This window comes from Acinetobacter sp. 24-47-39 (assembly GCF_056783825.1).
This window is the reverse complement of sequence record NZ_JBWYIP010000002.1, coordinates 120056-143980: the sequence shown is the minus strand read 5'-3', so window position 1 is coordinate 143980 and position 23925 is coordinate 120056. Positions and strand designations below refer to the sequence as shown.

At 37.7% G+C, this 23925-nt stretch carries 31 protein-coding genes; 11 read left to right on the top strand and 20 right to left on the bottom strand.

Annotation, left to right across the window (positions count from 1 at the left end):
• Positions 1 to 2 precede the first annotated feature (2 nt).
• Both AC1M9C_RS03415 and AC1M9C_RS03410 read left to right on the top strand, forming a co-directional pair.
• Positions 3 to 923 carry a response regulator transcription factor gene (locus tag AC1M9C_RS03415; RefSeq protein WP_180028395.1) on the top strand — a complete coding sequence of 307 codons (921 nt, stop codon included), beginning with the start codon at positions 3 to 5 and terminating at the stop codon, positions 921 to 923.
• 108 nt (positions 924 to 1031) lie between these two features.
• Positions 1032 to 1433, top strand: a complete 402-nt coding sequence (locus tag AC1M9C_RS03410) for a nuclear transport factor 2 family protein (protein WP_218945362.1) — start codon at positions 1032 to 1034, stop codon at positions 1431 to 1433.
• A gap of 68 nt (positions 1434 to 1501) precedes the next feature.
• On the opposite strand, the gene AC1M9C_RS03405 is transcribed toward AC1M9C_RS03410, so the two are convergent.
• Positions 1502 to 1999, bottom strand: coding sequence for an ureidoglycolate lyase (locus tag AC1M9C_RS03405; protein WP_481609717.1), 498 nt, complete (start codon positions 1997 to 1999; stop codon positions 1502 to 1504).
• A gap of 93 nt (positions 2000 to 2092) precedes the next feature.
• Positions 2093 to 3100, bottom strand: coding sequence for an allantoicase (gene alc / locus AC1M9C_RS03400; protein ID WP_481953224.1), 1008 nt, complete (start codon positions 3098 to 3100; stop codon positions 2093 to 2095).
• A gap of 212 nt (positions 3101 to 3312) precedes the next feature.
• On the opposite strand from alc, the gene hpxO reads away from it, so the two are divergent.
• A complete protein-coding gene (gene hpxO, locus AC1M9C_RS03395; protein WP_481953223.1) occupies positions 3313 to 4470 on the top strand; it encodes an FAD-dependent urate hydroxylase HpxO in 1158 nt (385 codons plus the stop codon).
• 31 nt (positions 4471 to 4501) lie between these two features.
• On the opposite strand, the gene AC1M9C_RS03390 is transcribed toward hpxO, so the two are convergent.
• The 6 genes from AC1M9C_RS03390 to puuE all read right to left on the bottom strand — a co-directional run bounded on the left by AC1M9C_RS03390 (position 4502) and on the right by puuE (position 9290).
• Positions 4502 to 5008, bottom strand: coding sequence for a GNAT family N-acetyltransferase (locus tag AC1M9C_RS03390; RefSeq protein WP_179999697.1), 507 nt, complete (start codon positions 5006 to 5008; stop codon positions 4502 to 4504).
• 95 nt (positions 5009 to 5103) lie between these two features.
• The gene (locus AC1M9C_RS03385) at positions 5104 to 5853 is read right to left on the bottom strand and encodes an outer membrane protein OmpK (RefSeq protein WP_035264928.1); all 750 of its coding nucleotides are present in this window, start codon (positions 5851 to 5853) and stop codon (positions 5104 to 5106) included.
• 122 nt (positions 5854 to 5975) lie between these two features.
• Positions 5976 to 7334 carry a nucleobase:cation symporter-2 family protein gene (locus AC1M9C_RS03380; RefSeq protein ID WP_481586894.1) on the bottom strand — a complete coding sequence of 453 codons (1359 nt, stop codon included), beginning with the start codon at positions 7332 to 7334 and terminating at the stop codon, positions 5976 to 5978.
• 34 nt (positions 7335 to 7368) lie between these two features.
• Positions 7369 to 7695 (bottom strand): hydroxyisourate hydrolase, encoded by a 327-nt coding sequence (gene uraH / locus AC1M9C_RS03375; RefSeq protein ID WP_481586893.1) that lies wholly within the window; start codon positions 7693 to 7695, stop codon positions 7369 to 7371.
• Positions 7692 to 8195, bottom strand: a complete 504-nt coding sequence (uraD, locus tag AC1M9C_RS03370; protein ID WP_481586892.1) for a 2-oxo-4-hydroxy-4-carboxy-5-ureidoimidazoline decarboxylase — start codon at positions 8193 to 8195, stop codon at positions 7692 to 7694. Before uraD ends, uraH begins: the two co-directional genes overlap by 4 nt.
• 132 nt (positions 8196 to 8327) lie before the next feature.
• Entirely contained in the window at positions 8328 to 9290 is a 963-nt protein-coding gene (gene puuE / locus AC1M9C_RS03365) for an allantoinase PuuE (RefSeq protein ID WP_481586891.1), read from the bottom strand.
• A 240-nt stretch (positions 9291 to 9530) separates the two neighbouring features.
• Here puuE and AC1M9C_RS03360 point away from each other — a divergent pair, with 240 nt between their 5' ends.
• The 3 genes from AC1M9C_RS03360 to AC1M9C_RS03350 all read left to right on the top strand — a co-directional run bounded on the left by AC1M9C_RS03360 (position 9531) and on the right by AC1M9C_RS03350 (position 11339).
• On the top strand, positions 9531 to 9890 hold the full coding sequence (locus tag AC1M9C_RS03360) for an HPF/RaiA family ribosome-associated protein (RefSeq protein WP_481953222.1): 360 nt from the start codon (positions 9531 to 9533) through the stop codon (positions 9888 to 9890).
• A gap of 126 nt (positions 9891 to 10016) precedes the next feature.
• Entirely contained in the window at positions 10017 to 10559 is a 543-nt protein-coding gene (locus AC1M9C_RS03355) for an ankyrin repeat domain-containing protein (protein ID WP_035264700.1), read from the top strand.
• Between the two features lie 12 nt (positions 10560 to 10571).
• Complete coding sequence (locus tag AC1M9C_RS03350; RefSeq protein ID WP_035264697.1) at positions 10572 to 11339, top strand: transporter; 768 nt, start codon at positions 10572 to 10574, stop codon at positions 11337 to 11339.
• A gap of 63 nt (positions 11340 to 11402) precedes the next feature.
• Here the strand turns inward: AC1M9C_RS03350 and AC1M9C_RS03345 are convergent, their stop codons facing one another.
• The gene (locus tag AC1M9C_RS03345) at positions 11403 to 12317 is read right to left on the bottom strand and encodes an alpha/beta hydrolase (protein WP_035264694.1); all 915 of its coding nucleotides are present in this window, start codon (positions 12315 to 12317) and stop codon (positions 11403 to 11405) included.
• Between the two features lie 143 nt (positions 12318 to 12460).
• On the opposite strand from AC1M9C_RS03345, the gene AC1M9C_RS03340 reads away from it, so the two are divergent.
• Entirely contained in the window at positions 12461 to 12898 is a 438-nt protein-coding gene (locus AC1M9C_RS03340) for a DUF2147 domain-containing protein (RefSeq protein ID WP_035264927.1), read from the top strand.
• A gap of 48 nt (positions 12899 to 12946) precedes the next feature.
• Here the strand turns inward: AC1M9C_RS03340 and AC1M9C_RS03335 are convergent, their stop codons facing one another.
• Both AC1M9C_RS03335 and AC1M9C_RS03330 read right to left on the bottom strand, forming a co-directional pair.
• Entirely contained in the window at positions 12947 to 13297 is a 351-nt protein-coding gene (locus AC1M9C_RS03335; RefSeq protein WP_481588790.1) for a Spx/MgsR family RNA polymerase-binding regulatory protein, read from the bottom strand.
• A 431-nt stretch (positions 13298 to 13728) separates the two neighbouring features.
• Positions 13729 to 14547 (bottom strand): exodeoxyribonuclease III, encoded by an 819-nt coding sequence (locus AC1M9C_RS03330; RefSeq protein WP_092766525.1) that lies wholly within the window; start codon positions 14545 to 14547, stop codon positions 13729 to 13731.
• Between the two features lie 38 nt (positions 14548 to 14585).
• Here AC1M9C_RS03330 and pyrE point away from each other — a divergent pair, with 38 nt between their 5' ends.
• Positions 14586 to 15236 (top strand): orotate phosphoribosyltransferase, encoded by a 651-nt coding sequence (pyrE, locus tag AC1M9C_RS03325; RefSeq protein WP_067727823.1) that lies wholly within the window; start codon positions 14586 to 14588, stop codon positions 15234 to 15236.
• Positions 15237 to 15418: 182 nt separating this feature from the next.
• On the opposite strand, the gene arsH is transcribed toward pyrE, so the two are convergent.
• From arsH to AC1M9C_RS03310, 3 genes are read right to left on the bottom strand one after another with little or no spacing between them, the layout of a single operon-like run.
• Entirely contained in the window at positions 15419 to 16123 is a 705-nt protein-coding gene (gene arsH / locus AC1M9C_RS03320; RefSeq protein ID WP_481607315.1) for an arsenical resistance protein ArsH, read from the bottom strand.
• A gap of 5 nt (positions 16124 to 16128) precedes the next feature.
• Entirely contained in the window at positions 16129 to 17169 is a 1041-nt protein-coding gene (gene arsB, locus AC1M9C_RS03315) for an ACR3 family arsenite efflux transporter (protein ID WP_481953221.1), read from the bottom strand.
• 4 nt (positions 17170 to 17173) lie between these two features.
• On the bottom strand, positions 17174 to 17488 hold the full coding sequence (locus AC1M9C_RS03310; protein ID WP_035264683.1) for an ArsR/SmtB family transcription factor: 315 nt from the start codon (positions 17486 to 17488) through the stop codon (positions 17174 to 17176).
• Positions 17489 to 17570: 82 nt separating this feature from the next.
• Here AC1M9C_RS03310 and arsC point away from each other — a divergent pair, with 82 nt between their 5' ends.
• Positions 17571 to 17999 carry an arsenate reductase (glutaredoxin) gene (arsC, locus tag AC1M9C_RS03305; RefSeq protein WP_481586884.1) on the top strand — a complete coding sequence of 143 codons (429 nt, stop codon included), beginning with the start codon at positions 17571 to 17573 and terminating at the stop codon, positions 17997 to 17999.
• Between the two features lie 494 nt (positions 18000 to 18493).
• On the opposite strand, the gene AC1M9C_RS03300 is transcribed toward arsC, so the two are convergent.
• Positions 18494 to 18718 carry a hypothetical protein gene (locus AC1M9C_RS03300; protein WP_481953220.1) on the bottom strand — a complete coding sequence of 75 codons (225 nt, stop codon included), beginning with the start codon at positions 18716 to 18718 and terminating at the stop codon, positions 18494 to 18496.
• A gap of 148 nt (positions 18719 to 18866) precedes the next feature.
• Between AC1M9C_RS03300 and AC1M9C_RS03295 the strand changes: the two genes are divergently transcribed.
• A complete protein-coding gene (locus AC1M9C_RS03295; RefSeq protein WP_481586882.1) occupies positions 18867 to 19409 on the top strand; it encodes a hypothetical protein in 543 nt (180 codons plus the stop codon).
• Between the two features lie 368 nt (positions 19410 to 19777).
• Positions 19778 to 20302 (top strand): hypothetical protein, encoded by a 525-nt coding sequence (locus tag AC1M9C_RS03290; protein ID WP_481586881.1) that lies wholly within the window; start codon positions 19778 to 19780, stop codon positions 20300 to 20302.
• 34 nt (positions 20303 to 20336) lie between these two features.
• Here the strand turns inward: AC1M9C_RS03290 and AC1M9C_RS03285 are convergent, their stop codons facing one another.
• From AC1M9C_RS03285 to AC1M9C_RS03265, 5 genes are all read right to left on the bottom strand, one after another.
• Positions 20337 to 20537: a DUF3565 domain-containing protein gene (locus tag AC1M9C_RS03285; RefSeq protein ID WP_481586880.1), complete on the bottom strand. Its 201-nt coding sequence runs from the start codon at positions 20535 to 20537 to the stop codon at positions 20337 to 20339.
• Positions 20538 to 20586: 49 nt separating this feature from the next.
• A complete protein-coding gene (locus tag AC1M9C_RS03280) occupies positions 20587 to 21210 on the bottom strand; it encodes a LysE family translocator (RefSeq protein WP_481953219.1) in 624 nt (207 codons plus the stop codon).
• Positions 21211 to 21356: 146 nt separating this feature from the next.
• Complete coding sequence (locus AC1M9C_RS03275) at positions 21357 to 21968, bottom strand: NAD(P)-dependent oxidoreductase (protein WP_092766521.1); 612 nt, start codon at positions 21966 to 21968, stop codon at positions 21357 to 21359.
• Positions 21969 to 22218: 250 nt separating this feature from the next.
• Positions 22219 to 23085: a hypothetical protein gene (locus tag AC1M9C_RS03270; protein WP_481953218.1), complete on the bottom strand. Its 867-nt coding sequence runs from the start codon at positions 23083 to 23085 to the stop codon at positions 22219 to 22221.
• A 141-nt stretch (positions 23086 to 23226) separates the two neighbouring features.
• Positions 23227 to 23784: a hypothetical protein gene (locus tag AC1M9C_RS03265; RefSeq protein WP_180028493.1), complete on the bottom strand. Its 558-nt coding sequence runs from the start codon at positions 23782 to 23784 to the stop codon at positions 23227 to 23229.
• Between the last annotated feature and the right edge of the window lie 141 nt (positions 23785 to 23925).

The following is a 23925-nucleotide window of genomic DNA, read 5'->3' as shown; positions in this document are numbered from 1 at the left end:
CTATGTTAGAAAGCATTTTAATTGTGGATGATATTCCTGAAAATCTAAGTTTATTACATGAGAGTCTTGATCAAGCAGGCTATCAGGTCTTAGTTGCTACCAATGGTTTTACTGCTATTGAAATTGCGCACCGTTCACAGCCAGATATGATTTTATTGGATGGGAGTATGCCTGAGATTGATGGTTTTGAAACCTGTATCCAGCTTAAAGCGAGTCCAATGACTGAGCACATCCCTGTCATATTTATGACGGGTTTGACGGAAACCGAACATATTGTAAAAGGCTTTCAAGTCGGGGGCGTAGATTATGTGACAAAGCCACTGAATATCGATGAAGTACAAGCACGTGTCAAAACGCATTTACTGCAAGCCCGTTTAATGCACCAACAGAAACAAATGCTCGATGCAACAGGCAGTGCAATTTTGTCGATGAATATGGATGGGGAAATTATTTGGCAGACACCTGTAGTGCAAGGTTTATTAACGCAACATGGAATTGATATTACTCATTTTAGAAAGAGTATAAATCATTGGTTAAAAGCACTTTTCCAGCAATCGTATCAAGAAGAAATGTTACATGGTCAATATGGTCATGGGCATCAGCAATTACAATTAAATTTATTGACCAAGCTGAAAGAAGGACAATTACCTAAACATGTTTTGGTTCAGATCAAAGAGCAAACACACATGCCAAGTGTTGAAGAGATCGCTCAAGCTTGTCCGAATTTAACACCACGTGAAGCTGAAGTTATGCATTGGGTAACGCTTGGCAAAACCAACCGAGATATTGCAGAAATTTTGGAGTTGAGTCCACGCACCGTCAATAAACATTTAGAGCACGTTTTTGAGAAGCTGTTTGTGGAAACGAGAACTGCTGCGGTGTTACATGTGATGTCAGCTTGTCAAAATCAAGCAGTCGTATAGAACTCATCGTTTCTAGCAAAATCTTTAAATCGCTATACCAGCTGATAGTGATCTTTCACTCTCCCTTCATTAACCTCTTTTTATCCTAAGATAAAAAGAGTAAATAAAATGAGTATGATCAATTCACTTCAAATCATAGACCAAATGTTTGAGGCATTTAGGTCTCAAGATTTACAGGCTGCTGTTGCAACAGTAACTGAGGATACGGTATGGATTCACCATGGCTCACAAAAACTGCCTTCAATTCGATTTGAAGGAAAAACGGGTGTAGAACAGTTCTTCAATACCAATTTCACAACCATGCATGTCGCATACTTTGATATTTTACGTATGGTCAAAGAAGGTAACAAAGTGGTGGTTTTTGGACGCGAAAAATTTACGATTGATGGTCAAGATGGTGAATTTGAGCAAAAATGGGTACAAGAGTACACCATTGAAAATGGACTAATTTCAAGAATGGAAGAATATGCGACATCGGTGAATGACAATGATTACCTGGTTGTAAAATAATAGTCAAAGATGGACATAAAATTAGATGGTCTCATGATCTGCATAACTGAGATGCATAAGCACCAGATTCAATGTGATATTTCAATTTGATCAAACTGAAACACATCACAATTATTCCCAGCACCAATCCGATCCACCACCGCAAAATCACTCGGGCTTTCCAATGTTAAAAGTGGATGATGCCAAGTCCCCGCCCGATAGTTCACACCTTGAGAGCCATTGGTTATAAAAGCTTGTAGGTTTGAAATATCGGGCTGATCCGCATTTAAGTTTGGTGCAACCACTACTAAAAACTTTTGTCCCTGCATCGGGATGAAAGCTTGTGATCCATGAGGATGACGTTCAAGCATTGAAATTTTGAACGGAATATTGGTACTTTGAATATTTCGAAAAATACTAATCCCGGCTTTGGCATCGCCAATAATTTCAGTGGTCACTAAAGCATGATAGCGCTCTGTATGCGCATCGTTAATATGAAAATAATCATTTCCTTGGCAAGCAATGACGTCACCAAAAGGTGCAAAATTTTCGGAGGTTAAAGGTTGTAGGGTAATGGTATGCTTCATAAAAATTCGCTAAAAAGATACTGCATTTTCAATTTAGAATTGAGTCGAAAATGCAGTCAAAATAAGATCGCTTTAAAAGTAACAAATGCTCAACTAAGGATTCACTTTACCCCAGAGGCGAATACGACTAATCCCACCATCAGGAATCATATTCACCCGAATATGAGAAATTTTTTCGTGTCCCAACACTTCATTTACAAAGTTATGAATGTGATCCATTTGCATCGGTTGAGGTGCGAGTAAAAAAGGCCAATACATACTTTGTGGAATCAATTGAGGATCCGTTGCATCTTCTATATAAATGGCTTGAATGGACACTTCAGCAGGATAATTTCCTTTAAAGTGGGCTGTATCAATCTCGATCTTTTCAATGTGACCAGCTTGCCCTAAAGCTAAAATACACCAGTCGAAACCGGGTGCACGACGGCGTGCGGTTTCCCAACCATCACCCATATTAACCCCACGTCCTGGATTGATCAGATTACGTGGATGTCCGAAGTGTGCATCACTATAGGCAATAACACGTCCACCATTTTCAAGTGCAAGCAGGTCGAGGGTTTGGCTTTGATCTTGGATTTTAACGCTGACTTCACCATATACGCGGAATCGTGCGATACCCCCATCTGGAAAAATATTTAAACGAAGATGGGTAAAGATCTGATTCATTGAAACTTCAAAGACATGGTGCTGACTTGGTCCCAATATACTATTTGGTAAAATTTGGTGCCATTCAGCATCATCCAAGTTTTCATTTGGTGCATAACACCCTTCTACTGAAGCAGAAGCGGGATAATTACCACTAAAAAAAGTAGTATCAATATCAAGTGCTTTAATTTTACCTGCAACACCTAACTGAACAATCGCCCAATCATAACCACTGTGACGCTTACGACGGGTTTCCCATCCATCCATCCACTTGCCATGATCATCAAATTTACCTTCTACAAAGATAGGCGCATCAAACTGAAGCATACGTTGAGCTTCAGCAAAAAAATCATCAGAACATGTTGTGACTTTTGCACCAATTCGGGCATCTGCAAGGTTAGTAAGTTGCTGTAAAGGAGTAGGGATTTCAAATTCCGGTGCCAATAGTGTTGCCATGTCATCTTCCATTATTGCTTTAAAACTTGATTCTTATCAAAAGAATGCATTCTTAGAATCGTAATGCGTTGTTATGTCGCATCTGCTCAAGGGCTTTAAAAAGAATGCACAGCATGTGCCAACCTTGCACTTATGTAGCGCTCTATTGGTGGAAATGGCACGTTTTTCGCTTTAAGCAGTGGGTTAAAGCAAAAAAAATTGTGGAAGTAAAAATGAATATCACCATTATTGGTGCCGGAATGGCAGGATTAACGACCGGAATTGCGCTGAAAAAATTTGGTCATCAAGTTTCAATATATGAACAAACTGAAAAAATTTTACCCGTGGGCGCTGCGATTTCATTGTGGTCAAATGGTGTGAAATGTTTGAACTATCTAGGACTCACGGATCAAGTCGCTCAACTTGGTGGGAAAATGGATCACCTTGCTTATGTCGATGGGCTCACGGGTGATGTCATGACGCAATTTAGTTTATATCCATTGATTGAAGAAGTCGGGCAGCGGCCTTATCCTGTTTCTCGCGCTGAATTACAAAATATGTTAATGGACGAGTTTGGACGTGAAGATATTCATCTTGCAAAAAAAATGATCGGACTTGAGGATCAAGGTGATGACGTAAAAATCCATTTTGCTGACGGAACAGAAATCACCACGGATTTATTGGTCGGCGCGGATGGCACTCATTCGATCACGCGTGCCTATGTTTTAGGTGAGCAAGTTGAGCGTCGTTATGCCGGTTATGTGAATTGGAATGGGTTGGTCGAAATTTCTGAGTCGCTGGCACCTGCTGATCAGTGGACCACCTTTGTGGGAGAAGGGAAGCGAGCTTCTTTAATGCCAGTCGCAGGTAATCGTTTTTATTTCTTCTTTGATGTACCACTTGCATTAGGTTTGGAAAATGATCGTACTCAATATAAAAAATTATTGAAACAATATTTTGACGGTTGGTGTCCGCAAGTACAAACATTGATTGATGCTATTGATGAACAGCGAACCAATCGTGTTGAAATCCATGATATAGAACCATTTGCAGATTTTTATAAAGGGCGAGTTGTGATTGTTGGCGATGCAGCACATAGTACAACACCTGATATTGGGCAGGGCGGTTGCCAAGCGATGGAAGATGCCATTTATTTGGCTCGGGCATTACAGATTAATACACTGGGAATTCAGGATGCTTTAAGACGTTATCAAAACAAACGTAATGAACGCACTGCTGAAATGGTATTGAGAGCGCGTAAACGTTGTGATGTGACGCATATGAAAGACGAATCGATTACTCGTGAATGGTATGAGGACTTAAGAAAAGAACAAGGACCTCATATTATGAAAGGTATTATCAGTAATATTGTTGGAAATCCTTTGGATTAAAGATTTTAACTAAAAGGGCTAAATGCCCTTTTTAAGTATTTAGATTCAGTTGGAATAAGACGAGATTGCGCCAAGATCCAAATTTTTGTCCGACTTCTGGTAAATAGCCTGTTTGTTTAAATCCAAAGTATTCATGTAATTTGATGGATGCAAAATTTTCATGATCTATAGCAGCGATCATGACATGAATTTTATGTTGGCTTGCGTGTTGAATTAAATGTTGGAGTAAAGCTTTGCCTAAACCCAAACGTGTAAAATTGGGATGAATATACACAGAGTGTTCGACAGTTTGTCTAAAACCACTGATCGCTCTAAATGTACTATATTCAGCATAGCCCGCAATTTGTTGGGTGAGTTCGTTTTCAACCACAAAAATAGGGAAATGATCTATTAGATGCTGACGATACCAATTCTGATAATAATAAATGTCTTGATCTTGCTCATTCCATGTTGCAAAACCATTCAGAATTTCATCGTTGTAAATATCTTGGATTTGAGTTAAATCCTGTTCAGTTGCGAAACGAATTTTAAAAGACATTTTTTATTCTAATCGTCAGTATTTATAACTTTATTTTGATTATTGAGCATAAAAAAAGCAAGACACTAGTCTTGCTTTTTTATTATAAATATCAATTAGAAATGATATTTAACCAATGCGCTTACATCGTTTTGGTCTTGACCTTTTTGACCGAATTTATTGTTCCAAACAGAGTGTTCAACACCTACATACAATTTGGTTTTTGGAGAGATATGTTTACCAACATTCCATTTATATTGGCTTGTCCAGTTCAATTCACTCGCATGACCAGGACCTTCATTTGTAGACCAATCAAGGAATGCATCTGCCAAGAATTCTTCATTGCCTAGCTTGAATGGAACAGCGTAAGTGATCGTCATTTGGTAGTCATCTTCAGTCAAGTCATTGTCAACTCGATAGAAGTTAATATTTGCATATTGCGTGTAAGGAATATCTAAAGCAAAGCCTACGCCATACAAGAAGTTATTGAACTCAGTATTGTTGTTATAACCAGCGTTGTGTTCCCAAGTCGTTGCAATCAATACATCTTTGATTGGACCAGCGCTTAGTTTTTGGCCAGAAACTTCACTTAAACTTAATCGTGGAGCTAATTCAAGGTAAGTTGAATCGCCATCTTTTCCGCCCCATTGTTGATCGACGAAAAAGAAAACATCCGAGTACTTAAGCTTTGCAGCATATTCAGCAGTGATGGTATAGCGTTCACCTTCTTGTTGAGAGAAAGGGTTTAGGTAGTTATCGCCATAAAGACCAGTTAGGCTGAAATCTTGCCAAACAATTGGACTTGCTTGAGTAAACGCTGCTGTAGAAGCTAATGCGCAAAGTGCTGCGATTTGATTAAGTTTCATAAAAGAATCCCCAGAGAAAGCGGTAACAGAATAACGATTCTTTTGCAAAAATAAAGCCAAAAGTGGATGAAAGGAAAAATTAATGCCCACGTATGCAGGCATTGATACAAAGATGGTTTAAATTAATGATGAGAATCAATTATTTGTTTACTTTTAATACTAATTTTCGGTCCAAATAATTTTAAGTGATTAAATAATATATTGAGGACTATCGCCATTAAGCAGGTTGAGCTAATACCCGAATGGAACAAGGTTTGGACCCATTTTGGGAAGTCGGAATAGAACGAATGGTCAATAATGGGTACCATTCCTGCAGCAATTGAAGTCGCGACAATAATTAAGTTTTTCTGATCGTTATAATCAATTTTTGCCAGTGTACGGATACCACTCGCGGCTACTGTACCAAATAAAACAAGGCCAGCCCCCCCAAGTACAGGCACAGGAATCGCTGCAATAAAACGCCCCATCACTGGGAGTAATCCAAGTACGACCAGAATTATCCCGCCAGCAGCGACAACATAGCGACTTTTAATCCCTGTTATTGCAACTAAACCAACGTTTTGCGCAAACGCACTTTGCATAAATGAACCAAAGATCGGTGCTGCTGCACTTGATAACATATCTGCGCGTAGACCATCTGAAATACGTTTTGAATCTACATCGGTACCGATAATTTCACCGACTGCAATGATATCAGCTGTAGTCTCAGTCATAATCACGAGGGTAACAATGATCATGGAAAGTATTGCTGTAAACTCAAAGGTCGGCATACCAAATGCAAAGAAGCTAGGAACCTGTAACCAATGACCTTCCCCAACTTTGCTAAAATCACCAAAGCCAAACATAAATGCTAAGACAGTGCCAAGAATAATTGCCAGTAAAATTGAAAGGCGTCGAATTGTGGCACTGCCAGCCATATTCAATATTATGACGATTGCAAGCGTCGCTAACGCTAAACAAATATTTTCAGCACTTCCCCAATCAGGGGCACTTTTATTGCCGCCCATCATCCAACGCACAGCAACTGGCAGGAGTGATAAGCCTATGATTGTAATTACACAGCCTGTAACAACTGGGGGAAAAAATCGAATAATTTTAGAGAAGTAGGGCGCTAAGAAAAACCCTAAAAGTGATGCCACAATGACGGCACCATAGACTGCCTGTAATCCGCCACCTGTGGTGACAATTGCGACCATTGTGGCTACACCAGCAAAAGAAACACCCTGAACCAAGGGCAATTGTGCGCCAATATGTTTAACGCCTATGGTTTGTAAAATTGTCGCTAAGCCACCGACAAATAAAGCAGCAGCGATGAGTAGCCCAATTTCCATACCTGATAAGCCTGCAGCCGTACCCACGATCAGAGGAGGCGCTATAATACCACCATACATGGTTAAAACATGTTGTAAGCCATAAGCAGCACTTTTACCAGCACCAAGATATTCATGTTCGGGTGATTGTTGTTGTTCGTGTGCAGTCATAATAAATCCCTCTATATTTTAAATTTGCGAGTGCTCAGCTGCCACGATAGGTGGAGTAGGCATAAGGGCTAATGAGCAAGGGAATGTGATAATGTTGGTGAGCATCGGTTACTGAAAAATGAATGACGGCTTTTGGAAAAAAAGTTGGGATGTTCTGCGCTGAGAAATAAGCTTGCGTCATAAATTCGATGCTGTATTCAGCGACATCAATTTGATCGAGTCCAAAATCTGCTGCTGTCACACGTCCATCAGAATTGGTTTTGGCTACCGCTAATAACTCTCCAGACGCAGAAAAAAGCTTAACTTCAACACTACTTGCAGGACGTCCAAGGTGGGTATCTAAAATATGTGAGCTGATCATGCTTGAATTTCCTGTGAGAGGCGCAGTAAAGCAATTTCTAAAAGTTGGCGATGGACGATTCTTTTTTCAGTCTCAAAATCGTTTAGCAAGCGGTATTCCAATGCAGTCAGAATGTCTTCGCTATTTAAACCAGAAGCTTTAATCAGAAAAATAAAACCGAATTTTTTTTCATAGGCCAAGTTGCCTTTATATAACGCATCTAGAACTTCTTGATCATGTGTGATGCGTGCTTGTTCACGCCTTGAAAAAGTTTGTTCTTGTTCTGATAATTCAAGTTTTGCTTTTCTTTCGCCAATCCTTGGGTGTGTATTTAGGGCTGCTAAAATTTCATCCCATGTCCATGTAATGGCATGTTGTTCAGCACACTTTAATAGTCCTTCTCGTGTGTCAAAAGGACCGTGATGAATGATTTCCTCGCCCCATCGTGGGATATGAACACATTGCAATAAAAATGCTTTCTGATGTTCAACAGATGTTTGATTAAATTCTGAAAGCAACACAATTCAAACCTATACATTGAAACTTTAGGCTTAAATTGCAATAACAATGCCAACGTAGATTTGGTGGAAAAAGTGACTGAAAAAGATCAAAAGAGCACTTTATAAAGCACTCTTTTTCTCATGAATGTGAAATTATGGTGCGAAATGATCGATCCAATGTTGCGCAATATCTCCACGACGACAAATCCAAACATGTTCATGAGATTGAACATAGTCTAAGAACTGTTGTAGTGCCTTGAAGCGTCCTGGGCGTCCTAAAAGACGGCAGTGCATCCCAATAGACATCATTTTTGGTGCAGTTTCCCCTTCGGCATACAAGACATCAAAGGCATCCTTTAGATATTGATAAAATTGTTCACCATGATTGAAGCCACCTGTTGAACTAAACTTCATGTCGTTGGTGTCCAGAGTATAAGGAATAATTAAATGCGGATGCTGCTCGCCATTGGGATGGGTGAGCTGTGTCCAAAAAGGTAAATCATCGCCGTAATAATCACAGTCGTATTTGATTTGAGGAAATTCAGTTAAAAGTTGACGTGTGTTGGGACTATCTCGACCTGTGTACCAACCGATTGGGGCTTGTCCGAATAGCGTTTCAAGTACACTAATGGCTTGATCCATATGCTGCCTTTCGGTCTCAATATCCATATTCTGATAATGCAACCAACGTTGACCATGAGATACCACATCGTAATCCGCAGATTTAATTGCTTCGACCACATCTGGATGACGTGCCAAAGCCATTCCCACACCAAAAATAGTCATGGGTAATTGACGTTTCTTGAACTCATTATGAATACGCCAAAAACCGACTCTTGACCCATACTCATACATAGAATCCATTGACATATGCTTAGCATTAAAACTGGCAGCACCAACGATTTCAGATAAAAATTGCTCTGAACCTTGATCACCGTGCTCAATGTGGTTTTCACCACCTTCTTCATAATTTAAGACAAATTGCACTGCGATACGCGCTTGATTAGGCCAACAAGGATGAGGTGGATTCGCCCCATAACCTCTTAAGTCTCTGGAATAAGGTGCATTTTGAATCGAATCAATAAGCGCCTGTCCGCGTAAGTAAGTACTTGTCACAATGAGTAATCCTTTTATTAATTTTTTAAAATACCACTTGCATATTTTTGAGTTAGGCCCGATATTCAAAGTATAAGGACACGGTTCTGCAGACTCAAAAGTGTTCATCATTCAATGTGGAGGGACGTATTCCAAACAGCAATTGAATATGTTCGATGCAATTAGATTGCAAGCTACAAACGTGCCAAGATAAAAAGTTTTGCACAAAAATGATTCAGAAGAAGAGTGAGGATGATATTTATGAACATAGAAATCCGTACAGATAAGAATATTCAAAACAGTGAGCGATTAATTGATTATGTACGTGCAGAACTAAATACAGAGTTTCAACGCCATAGTGAAAGAATTACCCATTTTTCGGTTCATTTAAGTGATGAAAATGCCCATAAAGGCGGTGCAGACGATATTCAATGTATGATCGAAGCTCGCCCAGCTGGATTAAAGCCAGTCGTGGTCAATCACAGAGGTCATAATATTGACACAGCGATTCATGGTGCGATTGACCGATTAAAGCGTAGTATTGAACATGTATTCGAGAAAAAAGAGAATCCTCGTGGAGCGCCCATCCAACTGAAAGAAGATGAAGTGGATGTGGAATAGCAAAAAGCCCTTCGGGGCTTTTTTTTTTGAATAAAATTTTGAATGAACAGTTTTGATTTATTTAATTGAATAATGATCTGCATTATTAGGCATAATGTCGTTATAGATAAATAGTAGAGAAAGTAAATGCTAACAGCACATCAACAAGTGTTTTTACAGGCCTTAGAAGAATTAGACCTAGCACAGGTACAGCGCCTGTTAGCAGAAGGTTTAGATCCAAACTTTATCGCAGGAGAGAAAGGCCCTGCGGTTTCAGTGTGGTCAGATACTTTATTTCAATGGTGGGAAGAAATTTGTGAAGCGTATGAGCAAGGAAATGCGCTTTCAACAGAAGAAAAACAACAGAAATTACAAGTACATCTTGATATTCTAGATGCACTGATTGCAGCGAAAGCTAATTTCCATTTATGGGATGCAGAGGAATGTTACGGCCCACTTTGGGATGCTGCAAGTGCTGCTTGTGTACCAGCAGTTCAACGCTTACTTGATCATCAAGTTGATCCTAATACCAAAGATGAAGAGGGGAATACCATTCTGAGTTCAATTAGTGATTTATTTTTCGACTGCGATTTTGATACCATTGATTGGTCACAGGCTTTACCGGAAGAACGTGAGACACTCGAGTTATTACGTAGCCGTGGCGCAAAAATGACGAAAGAATTAAATTAATTTGGGTGCCCCATGACAAAATTAAAACAACTGAGCTTGATACTTTGCTCAACCGCGAGTGTAAGTGCGATGGCTGCAGATTTTGCCTTCGATCGACCTGGTACGAGTTTCAGCACAGGCATTACGCCCGTAGGTCAATTGGCATGGGAGCAGGGACTTCCAACTGCACAGTATGTTGAAAGTACTGAAAATGGTTTTAAAAATAAATCATTGCGACTCAATGCTGATGTCCTGTTGCGTACGGGATTGAGTAAGAATACTGAGCTTCAATTGGGTTGGGATGGCCCAGCGTGGGAGCGGACCCGAATCCAAAATCGAACTGATGACCATGATGGTTTAGGTGATGTTTCTGTTGGGATTAAGCATCACGTTGACTTACAAGATGATCAACTGAAAATGGCAATTTTGGCACAAGCTAAAATCGCAACAGGAAATGATCGTTTTACTTATGTTGATGATATTTACACTTTGGGCTCATCTGTTGAGTATCAATATAACGATACTGTAACGACAGGAATAGGAATGTTCTATTCAGCTCAAAATAGTGACTGGTCGGTGACTGCTGTACCTACTATTGGGTATAAAATCGTGGGTAATTTATCGGGCTATTCTGAAGCAGTATTTACCAAGAAAGAAAGCCAAGAGCGAGAGTATGGACTGGCATCTGGTTTAATCTATGCGTTGAATGATCGTGCGCAGTTAGATGCAAGTATCGGTGTAGACCTAAGTGGATCCGATCGAAGTTATCATGGTGGATTTGGTGTCTCATACTTATTCTAAATGAATAAAAAAAGGAGTAGCGTAAGCTACTCTTTTTTTATGTTTACTTCAGTTCTGATTCAATCAGTCTTTATCCAAACGATGGGCAAACTCTGCAATATCGGTCAAAGCTTGCTTTGCTTCATCAAACCAAGCGCTAAACATTTGGAAGTTATGCCACATACCGGTGTATAACTTAAACTCAACATCTACTCCAGCTGCTTTAGCCTTTTCTTCAAATCGCGTAGAGTCGTCTAACAAAATTTCTTTTGAACCCACCTGAACCAATGTCGGTGGCAATCCTTTGAGATCTCCAAAAATTGGGGAAATTTCGGGAATTGAGACATCTACACCTTTAGGAACATAATGATTTATGCCTGCTTCTAAAGCTTCAATTGACAATAAAGCATCATGCTTTTGATTGTAGCGTAGAGATTCACTGGTCAAAGTTAAGTCAAGAAAGGGTGACATTAAAATCAAGCCACTTGGAAGAAGTTTTGGATTTTCTTCTTTTAAACGTAAAGCCAGTGCAAGTGCTAAATTGGCACCACAAGAATCGCCAGATAAAATAATATCTTTCGGTTGAGCACCTTGCTCTACCAATAATTGGTACACATCATAGATTGCTTCTCCGAGATCTGGGAAACGTTGTTCAGGTGAAAGAGGGTAATCGATATGTAGCACTTGCATTTGAGTGCGAAGTGCCATTTCAGTCATTAATGCACGGTGTGTATTTAACGATCCTAAAAAGAATGCGCCACCATGAATATGAAAAATGAGCTGAGTCGTTTCAGGCTGAGGCAAAATTTCTTCAGCACGAATACCTGCGATTCTTAATTTTCGAATACTGACATCTTTGGACTGTGGAAAAACACGCGTCATCTGCTCTAAAGCAACACGAAGTACGGTGGGGGGAAGATTAAAGCGACTCGGAAAGCGAAGACTCGTTTTTAAAAAAGACTCTGTTATGTATTGTTTCAAAACCGGATTGATCTTCATTGTTTTTCCATATTAATGAAATTATGTTTATTATCAGAACACAGCATTACAATGGTACACTAAATAGTCACATTCAAAAATTGCTTAAATGTTATCAATTTTTAATAATATTAAAGTCAACTCAGCAAGGGAAACGAAAAACAATGAAAAAAATTGCACTAGCGTTAGGATTACTCGCTTCAGCAGTATTTGCAAATGCTGCAGATCCACTCAATGGTACCGTGTGGAATACGATTGATGAGAAAACTAAAAAAGCTAAAGCTTTTGTAAAATTCACTGAACAGCCAAACGGAACATTGAATGCAACGATTCAGAGTGTTGTCACACCGGGTCAAGAAAATTCATGTACGAACTGTGAAGGTCCTTATCACAAGAAATCTTTAAAAGGTTTAACCATTGTGAAGGGTCTTAAAAATGTAGGTGGAACGAATTACGATGGTGGTTCAATCTTAGACCCACAATCTGGAAAAACTTACAAATTGAAGGGTTCATTGAAAGACGGTGGTCAAAAACTTGAACTTCGTGGTTTCATCGGTGTATCAGCGCTTGGTCGTAACCAAACTTGGGTACGCGTGAACTAATTTAAGATTCATAAAAAAGCCGAGTAGTTGCTCGGCTTTTTTTATTTCTTATTTCTTTAATGCTTTTATCGCATTCTCATCAAAACCAACTACATAGCCTGATTCAGTAGTGATCACTGGTCTTTTAATAAGGCTCGTATGTGTAGTCAGTGCTTCAATCAAACCTTGTTCAGATGCAAGGGCAGTTTGTTGATCTTCCTCAGACAATTTACGCCAAGTCGTTCCCTTTTTATTGAGGACAAGTTCAGCACCAAGATCCTTTAGCCATTTTTGTACTGTTTCAGCATCAATACCTTGTTTCTTATAATCGTGGAACTCATAACTAAGCCCCAACTCATTGAGTAAATCGAATGCTTTCTTCATCGAGTTGCAATTTTTAATGCCGTAAACTTTAATCATCTCTAACAGTCTTATTCATTGTGATCAGTCTAGAGCTTAGCAAAATTTACGCAAAAACATAAATGTGATCAGAATATTTTAAATAGGTTTGAAATCTACAGTGTGGCTTCATGGTGGTTATCAATAAAATGGTGGAAAATTTCTTATGTTAAAATTTGTATTGATCTTTTAAATAGAGAAAACCCGCATTAAATCATCCTGATCATGCGGGTCTCAATTCAACGTCCAATGTCTTCATCCTTGGAAAATAAACCGAAATTTATTTTCTTTTCATCCTACGGCTTCCAATCCCTATTGTCATCCTGACATGTCCCTGTGCCGTGCGACAATAATGCACTGAATTAGTCGGAATAAAAATACGTTAACACGACAAGATTTGTGAGCAATTAGCGTACATTTAGTAAACAGTTGTTCACTCAGTTTGCACGACACTAAATTTTATAATCGATAATGACAGGGGCATGATCGCTAAACCACGTTTCTTTATATACCCATGCATTCACAGTACGATCTTTCCAATCTGGTGAGCAAGCTTGATAGTCAATCCGCCAACCCACGTTCTTGGCACGGGCTTGTCCTCGGTTTGACCACCATGAATAAAGTTCTGCTTCTTTACGCACTTCACGGAAGGTATCGACATAGCCTAAATCATCATAAATATGATCGAGCCATGCACGTTCATGTGGTAAACAACCTGAAGCTTTTTGATTGCCTGACCAGTTCTTAATATCAATGCGTTTATGTACGATATTGTAGTCACCGCAAACAATCACAGATTTACCTTCATCACGCCATTGTTTCAAGATCTGCTTGTATTCATTTAGAAAGTGATCTTTACGGGCTTGTGCTTCTTCACCAGAAGAACCTGATGGTAAATAGAGTGAGCAAATATGAGCTGTTTTCTCTAAGCCTAGATCAAATTCTGCTGAGATAAAACGACCTTGTGAATCAGCCAATTCAAAACCCAGACCATCGGTAACTGAGATAAACGGCAAACGACTATAGATTGCGGTACCAGCATAGCCAGGACGCTCAGCTGGGAATAGGTGTGTATACCAACCTTCTGGCTTAAATTTATCTGTCCATTGTTCGTGTGTAATACGGGATTCTTGCATGCAAATGACATCGGCATCTGAAGTTGCCATCCAGTCAAAAATTCCTTTTTTTTCTGCAGAACGAAGACCATTTACGTTGATTGATACGACACGTAAAATTTTTTGATCACTAGGATAGCTACTCTTTGGTATCATGCTCGAGTTTAACCTCAATTTAATAAATGGAGCACCTCATGACAGCGCAAGCGGCATTTAATCCACAAGCTTTTATCGAACTGGCATTATCACGTGGTGTGCTTAAATTTGGTGAGTTTACTTTAAAATCAGGTCGTGTGAGTCCTTATTTTTTCAACGCCGGTTTGTTAAATGACGGTGAAGCCTTAACTGGCTTGGCTTCTGGCTATGCAGCAAAATTAACTGAATGTGATAATGTTGAAGTGATTTTTGGCCCTGCGTATAAAGGGATTCCATTTGTAGCTGCAACGGCTGTAGCATTGTCACAAAACCACGGTGTAAGTGTACCTTGGGGCTTCAACCGTAAAGAAGCTAAAGATCACGGTGAGGGTGGTGTGCTTGTGGGTGCTTCGGTAGAAGGTAAAAAAGTGTGGATCATTGATGATGTGATCACTGCGGGTACAGCCATTCGTGAAGTTGTGACCATTTTAAAAAATGCAGGCGCGCAAATTGCCGGTGTATTGGTAGCACTTGATCGTCAAGAAAAAGGTCAGGGTGAATTGTCTGCGATTCAAGAAGTTCAAAAAGAGCTTGAAATTCCTGTGCATGCGCTTATCACAATGAAAGATTTAATGGATTACTTAGATGCTAAAGGCGACAAAGATGCTTTAGCGAAAATGGAAGCGTACCGTGTGAAGTACGGAATTTAAGACTTATAAAGTTCTACTTAATATTAATGTGAAACATTGCTTAATAAATAAGCGTGGAACGTGAAGAATCTATAAAAAAGCCCAGATCTATAGGTCTGGGTTTTTATATCGATATAAGTTGTTGATTTGTATTTAATAAAAAATCATTGCGTATAAGGTGTATTATGTTAATTTTAGGAAATCTAAATACTCTTTTGATTCACACGCTTTGAAAGCTCTTCTGCACTTTCTACACGTTCAGAGTAACGGTCAGTGAGATATGAGGACTGTCCCCTGGTTAAAAGCGTAAATTTATAAAGTTCTTCCATCACATCGACAATCCTCATGTAATAAGAAGAAGGCTTCATACGACCATCCTCTTCAAACTCTAGAAATGCTTTAGGGACTGAGGACTGATTTGGTATCGTGATCATACGCATCCAACGCCCTAAAATACGTAATTGATTTACAGCATTAAAGGATTGCGAACCTCCACAAACTTGCATTACAGCTAAGGTTTTACCTTGCGTTGCACGGATTGCACCCGCTGCTAATGGAATCCAATCAATTTGAGCTTTCAATATTGAACTCATTGAACCATGACGCTCAGGAGAACACCAAACCATGCCCTCTGACCATGCTAACAGCTCATGTAATTCTTTGACCTTTGGATGTTGCATATCACCATCTTCAGGCAGAGGTAGCCCTTTTGGATGGAAAATTTTAACTTCCGCACCAAAATATTCAAGAATTCGACCAGCTTCCTGAATAGCTAAACGACTATATGATCGATCACGATTTGAGCCATACAGAAGCAGTATTCTTGGAGGATGTTCAAGGTTTTTTGCCTGAACTTTTTCTAAAGTCGGTTTTTCTAAAAGACTAGGATCAATATTTGGTAGGTTCATTCGACTCATGCCTCTTTAAACACTTTTTTTCTCAGCCATAGCGAAACTGTCACTAAGGCAATCAATACAGGAACTTCAACAAGCGGACCAATCACGGTTGTGAAAGCCACAGGTGAAGCTAATCCAAAAGTGGCAATCGCTACAGCCAGTGCTAATTCAAAATTGTTGCCTGCCGCAGTAAAGGAAATAGCAGTTGTTTTAGGATAATCGTTACCCATCCACTTACTCATAAAGAAGCTGATGAAGAACATCGCAACAAAGTAAATTGTCAAAGGAATAGCGATTCTAAGCACGTCTAGAGGAAGGCTAATCACTTCACCACCTTTAAGACTGAACATGGCTACAATCGTGAATAAAAGGGCAATAAGGCTGATTGGGCTAATCTTTGGGATAAATTTATCCTGATACCAAGCCAAACCATTCTTTTTAACCAAAATCAGTCGGGTTAAAAACCCAAGTAAGAACGGAATACCTAGATAAATAAGAACAGCATGGGTAATTGTCCAAAAGCTCACATTAATGATTTGTGCTTCTACCCCAAAGAATGGTGGTAAGAAGGTTAAGAATAACCAAGCATAAGTACTAAAGAATAAGATCTGGAAGATACTGTTAAACGCGACTAAGGCAGCGACATATTGATTATCCCCACATGCCAGATCGTTCCAGACGAGGACCATCGCAATACATCGGGCTAAGCCTATGAGAATTAGGCCAGTCATGTATTCAGGATAGGCATGTAAAAAAATGATTGCCAAACCAAACATTAAGCAAGGTGCTATTAGCCAGTTTTGAACGAGAGATAATGTAAGGGTTCGCTTGTCCTCAAAGACTTTAGGCAAAGTCGCATAGTCTACTTTGGCAAGTGGTGGATACATCATCAAAATAAGCCCTATTGCGATAGGGATATTCACTGAATTAATGCTTAATTGATCGAGTACCGCAGATGCTTGAGGAAAAAATACACCAATACCTACTCCTAATGTCATGGCAATGAAAATCCATAGCGTTAGATTTCGATCTAAGAATGAGAGCTTTGATCCGGACATTGAATTACTCGCATTGCATAGAGATAGATAAGTTGCTTGCAGGTTTATTCAGTACTTCATCATTTAAGACATTGAGCACTGCATTTACCCATTCTGGTAAATCAGGATTTAATCGGTAATACACCCATTGTCCCTTGCGCTCATCTAGCAAAATTGAGAGGTTACGGAGTAAAGCCAAGTGACGAGAAATTTTGGGTTGGCTCAGTTGTAAGATCTCTGTGATTTCACAAACACATACATTTTGTCTTGCTAAAATAATTTTTAAAATATCTAGACGTGTCGGGTCAGATAGGCATTTAAAGAAATCTGCTTGATCCATCATCTACACTCCAATATATGCTATTGCGAATATACGCATATCCATATATAAATGCAATATTATTAAGTTCTGAGTTAATCCAATGTCATCGAAAGTTAAGATCTATCACAACCCAGCTTGCGGAACATCAAGAAATACATTAGCTCTCATTCGAAATACAGGAGAAGAACCTGAAATTATTGAATACCTTCTTACCCCTCCGAGTAAGATTGAACTCATTAATTTAATTGAAAAAGCAGGGATTTCTGTACGTGAATCCATTCGTAAAAATGTAGAACCCTTTGAAACGCTCAAGTTGGATCAGCAGCACTGGACAAATGAACAGCTCATTAATTTTATGGTTGAGTATCCAATTTTAATTAACCGTCCATTTGTAGTGACTGAATTAGGTGTAAAACTATGTAGACCATCTGAACTCGTTTTAGATATTTTATCTGCACCTCAAATAGGTGCTTTTACTAAAGAAGATGGTGAAATAATCATCGATAAAAATGGTAAGCGGATTAAATAAATCCGCCTCATTTAACATAATAGAGCTTATGCGAAATGCAATTAAAATAATTATTTAAAATCAATTGTTTAAAAATTTTCAACCACCCTGAAAAACAGCAAAAAACCGACTTTGAAACATGTCGGTTTCTTTTTGAGCATATTTGTCATTTTTCGCCAATAAAATTGGTTAAAAAGCGATCAAAAACCGCAATTCCCTATAAGATATATGCCTTTTAAGATCAAATTCATCCCCAATTTCTGCGGACAACTTTTGGGATAAGTTTTAATCAATTTTGTACGCCTTGGCTCACATTCATTCAGGTATTTTGCGTCTATACCGATCCCCCTCAATTTTCTATGATGAACATATAGAGAGCAGGATGCTCCAGATAACAATAAGAAATCGTAGCAATGGAATATGCAGGTACGACAGGAGTTATACCAACGCATCAAATACGTAAAAAAGCCCAACAGGATGTTGGGCTTTTTTTATGCAGATGTATTACTTTAGATTTATTTCCCTAATATAAATTGCACATTAGAACCATTAGGAATATTACTAATTTGATTTGCTATTTCGGCTCTTAAACGCATTCCCTTGATACGATCAATAGAGTGAAGGTTACTCACTTCATACTCTCCGCCTAAAACAAAAGGTATTATAGGCACTAACCTTTCATTAATACCTAACTTATCATTCTCCTCTTGCCACTCTTTTTCTAATGAATATCCTGTCAATACATTGTAATCATTTAAAATTTATTCAGTTTTTCATACATAATAAGTGTCTAAAAAATCGGTGGCTATTCAGTGTTAACTTTAATCGTGAAATAAAATTAACGTTGAAAACTATGGACAAGAAAGGAATAAGACTGGAGTAGGCATAATGGCCGTATATGAGACTGAGAAATATAACGATTCTTTGACTTTCACTAGCGATCAGATAAGTAATTTACATCAAAAAATTGATGAGTTAACTCATGATTTAATAAAAATATTGCATGCATTTTTCGAAAAATTCTCACAAGTAATTAGCATGCTTGATTGGGATTATATGGCGGTTGAGCTCTGGTTGGACTGTGGCCAATTATATTTATTTCCAGAAAAAATCGTTGATAAAACAATTTCTTTTAGTGACTTAGGTGCAACTGAAAGACTTGATCCCTATCTTACTATTTGCCTCATATCTTATCTAAAAAAATATGATGCTTATGTTGAAAATTATTATATCTCAGATGATGAATTTGAAGCATGGTATTTAGAAAATGTTAAAGAAATTGTTAATAGCCTTGATATTGCTTTGAGTGATTATAGGCTCTCAAGTTTTATTCTGAAGTCATTAAATAATCAAAAAATTGTTTTTCGTTACTTTGGTTGCTCTAGAGAAACAGAATATGGAGAAACAACAATATCAACCATTAAAAAGTGAAAATTTCTAAAATTAAAATAATACATCTTATACGCAATTAAAAATGGGAGCCTATATCCGACATAGACACCAACATCTCAAACCGTCCGCTAAGAAAATTGCATGTGCATATATTCTAAAAGCGGACATTTCTATTTTGGGCTTACATTGGAATTTCGCATAAGAGATTTTATGTTAATTACCTATTTTCATACATAGTAAGTGTCTACAAAATCGATGGCTATTCAGTGGGCACGTATCTAGATAACGTAAATCATACATATCCTAAGACAAGTGAGGAAGCTGCAAAATATCTTTTTAATTTTAATCGAGAGTTAAGATTTATGTTAAGACAAATGGATAAAACTGGAAACAGATTTGAGTGAGTTATGACAATTCAATTTATTAAAAAAGATAGGTATTATATAGATTTCACTTGCAATGAAAATGCCAAAGATGAGGGTTTATCATTTGATATTAAATTAATGATCAATGAATATTTGAATGAATTTTCTTCAGAAATAAAGAGTCAACTTTGGGATTACTTTGCAGTGGAATTTTGGTTTGATTCTGGACAACTAATATTTTTCCCAGAAATAAAACTTGATGAAACGCCTACGGAATATGATCCTTATCCTGCTGATAGGTTAGATCCTTATCTTATTGTAAGGCTTACATCGTATTTGAAAAAATATGATACCTATATAGATCATAACAAGTTTACTGAGAGTGAGCTTGAAAAATGGTATTTCGAAAACTTAAAAGAAGTTTTTAATAGTATTGATATCGCCTTGAATAATCACGAACTTTCAAAATTTATTCTAAATTCTTTAAATCGAAAAAATATTGTTTTTTATTACTTTGGTACTTCTAGAGAAATTAAGTTTGGCGAAAAAACCATATCATACGACTAAAAAGTGAAAAATTCACAAATTAACATAATACACCTTATGCGTAATTCTTATCTGCATCACACAACCTACACTCCAACAACATCCCCAACTTTTCATTCCGTCCTTGTTCAGTCATTACCCAAGGGCGATTTTGCCAAGGTGGATTATGTCGAACATGCTGATTGTGTCCACAAGCCAGCTCGGTGACCCAATGGTTTTCATCATCTAGATGAAAACTAATAATGGCTTGTTGCATGATGAATATCCTCAGAGTTAAAACGTTACTGCAATTACCGCCAACAATATTAAAACAAAGAATAGTCAAGAAGTGTTGTCACCGAACCATACCCAGCAATGCTAATGAGAATCACGCCACACAAGGCTAAGATCTTTGAATAAAAACGTTGTTGAGAAATAGCGTTAAAACCTAAATAGACCAAAGATAGTACGACAAAATCTAGAAGAATCCATGTGATGATTAACAGCGTCAAACTTAAATCTATATTTGGTGTAATTTGAATAAACTGCGGAAAAAAAGCAGTGAAGAAAATAATATCTTTTGGATTGGAAATTCCAACTAAAAACCCTTTGGAAAAACCGCCATCGATAGGCTTGATCTTTGAAGAGGCAGTTTGATTGTGCTGAAAAGTTTCTCTAAGAATTTCAAAACCTAAATAGCCAATGTAAAGACATCCTAGGACTTTGATGACGTTGAAAATATGCTCATTAAAATGCAGAACACCCTTAAGTGCAAGAATTGAAAGGGTAATTAAACATAGTGAGGCAACATTAGTGCCTAAAATAGTTTGTAATGCTTTTCGATAACCGCCTTTTGCACCTGCACTGGCCACCAAAATCATAACAGGGCCTGGAGTGGCAATCATAATAATGACGGTGAAAATATATAAAAAATACTCAAGATAATTCATGAAAATACTATTTTTTAAATTTTATTTATATGAATATTATAACCTCTTTAGATTTTATTCATCTCATTTATTTAAAATATCTCATAGAGCGAAATAAATAATAAAAAAGGAAGCTTAAGCTTCCTTTTTTACTATATTATTGAATATTAATAACCTACGCTAAAGCGCTCTTGAATATGGTTATTATTTTCAAGCTCATCACTGAGCGCTACTGCGAAATCTTCTGCAGAGATTTTACTGCCTTCTTCACCAACGATAAGTTCATCTTTACCAGAGCGATATTCACCAGTTCGCTTACCAGGACCGAATTCCGCTGCAGGAGCAATAAAGGTCCAGTCAATGTCGTCCACTTGTTTTAACTTATCAAAGAACTGAATACCTGCTTCCGCCTCAGCTTTATATGCATCAGGGAAGTCTTCTGTATCGATTACACGCACATTTTGATTTGGTACAGTTAAACCGCCAGCCCCACCTACAACAATATAACGTTTAACTTTTGATTCACGAATAGCATTAAGAAGTGAATTGATATCAAGACCTTGGAAACGTACTGCACTAATTACAGCATCTTGACCTTTCAGCTCATTTACAAGTGCTTCTTGATCATTTAAATCTAAATCTACAGTTAACACACGCTCTGTATCTGAAACTTTGCTTGTATTACGCGCAATCGCTTTGACGTAGTGTCCACGTGAAACAAGCTCTTCAAGAATACGAGAACCTGCCATGCCTGTTGCACCAATTAAAACTATTTTCATAATGCCCTCATTGAATTTATAACTATGATTATTGGAGTGCTAAATATTTAGTCATCACGATTAAAAAAATGAAATCATGAATGATTAAAATGTAATATTAATTTAGCTTAAAATAAAAAAGATTAATGTATTAAATCTATGTTGATTTATAGTTAAAATAGGAGTGAGAAGTTATTTAATTATTTTAAATGTAAATTTTATGTAATTATAAGCTTGAAAAATATTCATATAAAACCAGTCTAACTTTTATTTATTGTTGAAGTTGGTTTAAAGAAAATCGCCATATATCATTTTTATATCCATAGCTTTCATCTTTCGAGCTTGGTGGATGCTGTAAGATAAAATTATGTAGTTGCTTTTTTTGATCATTATTCAGAACTTCAACAATAGCTGGTTGGTCGACAATTTGATTATTTAAATTCGCAATAATGTCTTCAATCATCTTCGGATTTTTATGCGCAAGTTGTTCTAAAGTCGTGTTATTTCCCTGACCATTTAGCAGATATTGAGAAAGAAATTGTGCTTCGTTTGGTGAGATAGAATTTTGTTGAAGAAGTTCTTGTACAAGATTGTGCTGAGTTTGGACAGATGCGGTATGCGGTAGGCTAGAAATAAGAACTTGTTTAACCTTTGGATCTAAATTTGGATCCTGAAAACGTTGCTCTAAAGCGTGACTAATTTTCTGTCGAATCAAATCATTTTCAGGTAGGGATTTTTTGAGTTCATGTTCTCGATCAGTCAGCAACATCGCATTATTCAGTGCACCTATCGCTAAGCTTTGAATTTTAGGATTCTGATGTGTTAGAAATGGCAAAATTTGTTCAGCTGCTTCTAAAGGATTGAGAGAAGTAAGTTGAGTCAGGATTTCTTCTATTGCATTTTCATCATGCTGGTTTTGTTCAAGGAGCTGAATTAAATCATGTATTTTTTCTTCTCGATTCGCAGCAGATTGATCCAGTTGAAGTAACTTTTTTGCCCATACGGGTAGGTTAGTGTTGAGTTTCATATCTGCACTATTTTCAGACAAGCTAGTCGCGCGATCTTCATTGCTTTTTAGCGTTGAAGTATTATTATTTTGATTTGATATACTTTGAGTCGTATCTGCTGTCGATTTCAAATACACCCATAAAATTACTGCACAGATCACGAAGATCAAAATAACCAAAAAAATATTTTTCTTATTCATAATATTAAAATATTAAGCTGTCGTTGCCTTCAACATCAGAGATGTGAAGGCAATATAATGGGAATGATTTATTTACACTCGTGTAATTGTGAGTAAGCTACTGTTGAAAGTTCCACGCGGTGTGCTTCCTCCTAGATTACCATTACCTGTCTGAGTGTAGAGCCATTTCGTAAAGCTGTCACATCGGAACGTTCCCTTTTGCCATGTATATTTGCTACAAGCACCGTTGGAGTTATATTGTGAACAGACTTGCACAGCTGGGTTCGGTGTTGCTGAATACAGCGTGTAAGCGACATGAGGTCGTTGCTGATTTGAAATCGCAGTGATTTGATTAGCAGCAGATGAGTAAGGAGATTTATATCCGAAACTTGTTTTGGCCTTTGCTCCCCAATATTTTGTAGTTTTAAATCCACTTAAGCTGACATATTCAATCACATCTACATATGCCGTTTTGTTCATGACTTGAACAATATTGTTTGAACTTACATATACACCTGTATGACCTAATGCACCAACAATTGGAACGTCGAGGTCTCGACCGAGTACATCACCGACTCGTGTAGGATTGCCTGCTGCTAAAGTAACTGAACTGATAGTGAGTAAACAGAGTGTAGAAATTATTTTAATCATGGACTTGTACCTATTGTTGGAATATCAAGTCCTGTTAGTTTTATTCAACGATGTTAACGTTTGATGTAATTCGTATTTGAAGTTGTAACAATAATTTTGTAATTTTTCTTAATAATTTAATTTGAAATAGTAATCATATTT

Excerpts from the sequence above, each read along its gene's own strand:
- AC1M9C_RS03385 (WP_035264928.1), bottom strand. The coding sequence starts at position 5,853 with ATGAAACTTAATCAAATCGCAGCACTTTGCGCATTAGCTTCTACAGCA.
- arsB (WP_481953221.1), bottom strand. The coding sequence starts at position 17,169 with ATGTCCGGATCAAAGCTCTCATTCTTAGATCGAAATCTAACGCTATGG.
- arsH (WP_481607315.1), bottom strand. The coding sequence starts at position 16,123 with ATGAACCTACCAAATATTGATCCTAGTCTTTTAGAAAAACCGACTTTA.
- arsC (WP_481586884.1), top strand. The coding sequence starts at position 17,571 with ATGTCATCGAAAGTTAAGATCTATCACAACCCAGCTTGCGGAACATCA.
- AC1M9C_RS03360 (WP_481953222.1), top strand. The coding sequence starts at position 9,531 with ATGAACATAGAAATCCGTACAGATAAGAATATTCAAAACAGTGAGCGA.
- AC1M9C_RS03290 (WP_481586881.1), top strand. The coding sequence starts at position 19,778 with ATGACAATTCAATTTATTAAAAAAGATAGGTATTATATAGATTTCACT.
- AC1M9C_RS03335 (WP_481588790.1), bottom strand. The coding sequence starts at position 13,297 with ATGATTAAAGTTTACGGCATTAAAAATTGCAACTCGATGAAGAAAGCA.
- AC1M9C_RS03310 (WP_035264683.1), bottom strand. The coding sequence starts at position 17,488 with ATGGATCAAGCAGATTTCTTTAAATGCCTATCTGACCCGACACGTCTA.
- uraH (WP_481586893.1), bottom strand. The coding sequence starts at position 7,695 with ATGATCAGCTCACATATTTTAGATACCCACCTTGGACGTCCTGCAAGT.
- alc (WP_481953224.1), bottom strand. The coding sequence starts at position 3,100 with ATGGCAACACTATTGGCACCGGAATTTGAAATCCCTACTCCTTTACAG.
- AC1M9C_RS03410 (WP_218945362.1), top strand. The coding sequence starts at position 1,032 with ATGAGTATGATCAATTCACTTCAAATCATAGACCAAATGTTTGAGGCA.
- AC1M9C_RS03280 (WP_481953219.1), bottom strand. The coding sequence starts at position 21,210 with ATGAATTATCTTGAGTATTTTTTATATATTTTCACCGTCATTATTATG.
- AC1M9C_RS03265 (WP_180028493.1), bottom strand. The coding sequence starts at position 23,784 with ATGATTAAAATAATTTCTACACTCTGTTTACTCACTATCAGTTCAGTT.
- AC1M9C_RS03355 (WP_035264700.1), top strand. The coding sequence starts at position 10,017 with ATGCTAACAGCACATCAACAAGTGTTTTTACAGGCCTTAGAAGAATTA.
- AC1M9C_RS03275 (WP_092766521.1), bottom strand. The coding sequence starts at position 21,968 with ATGAAAATAGTTTTAATTGGTGCAACAGGCATGGCAGGTTCTCGTATT.
- AC1M9C_RS03295 (WP_481586882.1), top strand. The coding sequence starts at position 18,867 with ATGGCCGTATATGAGACTGAGAAATATAACGATTCTTTGACTTTCACT.
- hpxO (WP_481953223.1), top strand. The coding sequence starts at position 3,313 with ATGAATATCACCATTATTGGTGCCGGAATGGCAGGATTAACGACCGGA.
- pyrE (WP_067727823.1), top strand. The coding sequence starts at position 14,586 with ATGACAGCGCAAGCGGCATTTAATCCACAAGCTTTTATCGAACTGGCA.
- AC1M9C_RS03415 (WP_180028395.1), top strand. The coding sequence starts at position 3 with ATGTTAGAAAGCATTTTAATTGTGGATGATATTCCTGAAAATCTAAGT.
- AC1M9C_RS03330 (WP_092766525.1), bottom strand. The coding sequence starts at position 14,547 with ATGATACCAAAGAGTAGCTATCCTAGTGATCAAAAAATTTTACGTGTC.
- AC1M9C_RS03390 (WP_179999697.1), bottom strand. The coding sequence starts at position 5,008 with ATGTCTTTTAAAATTCGTTTCGCAACTGAACAGGATTTAACTCAAATC.
- AC1M9C_RS03380 (WP_481586894.1), bottom strand. The coding sequence starts at position 7,334 with ATGACTGCACACGAACAACAACAATCACCCGAACATGAATATCTTGGT.
- AC1M9C_RS03340 (WP_035264927.1), top strand. The coding sequence starts at position 12,461 with ATGAAAAAAATTGCACTAGCGTTAGGATTACTCGCTTCAGCAGTATTT.
- AC1M9C_RS03350 (WP_035264697.1), top strand. The coding sequence starts at position 10,572 with ATGACAAAATTAAAACAACTGAGCTTGATACTTTGCTCAACCGCGAGT.
- AC1M9C_RS03285 (WP_481586880.1), bottom strand. The coding sequence starts at position 20,537 with ATGCAACAAGCCATTATTAGTTTTCATCTAGATGATGAAAACCATTGG.
- AC1M9C_RS03405 (WP_481609717.1), bottom strand. The coding sequence starts at position 1,999 with ATGAAGCATACCATTACCCTACAACCTTTAACCTCCGAAAATTTTGCA.
- AC1M9C_RS03345 (WP_035264694.1), bottom strand. The coding sequence starts at position 12,317 with ATGAAGATCAATCCGGTTTTGAAACAATACATAACAGAGTCTTTTTTA.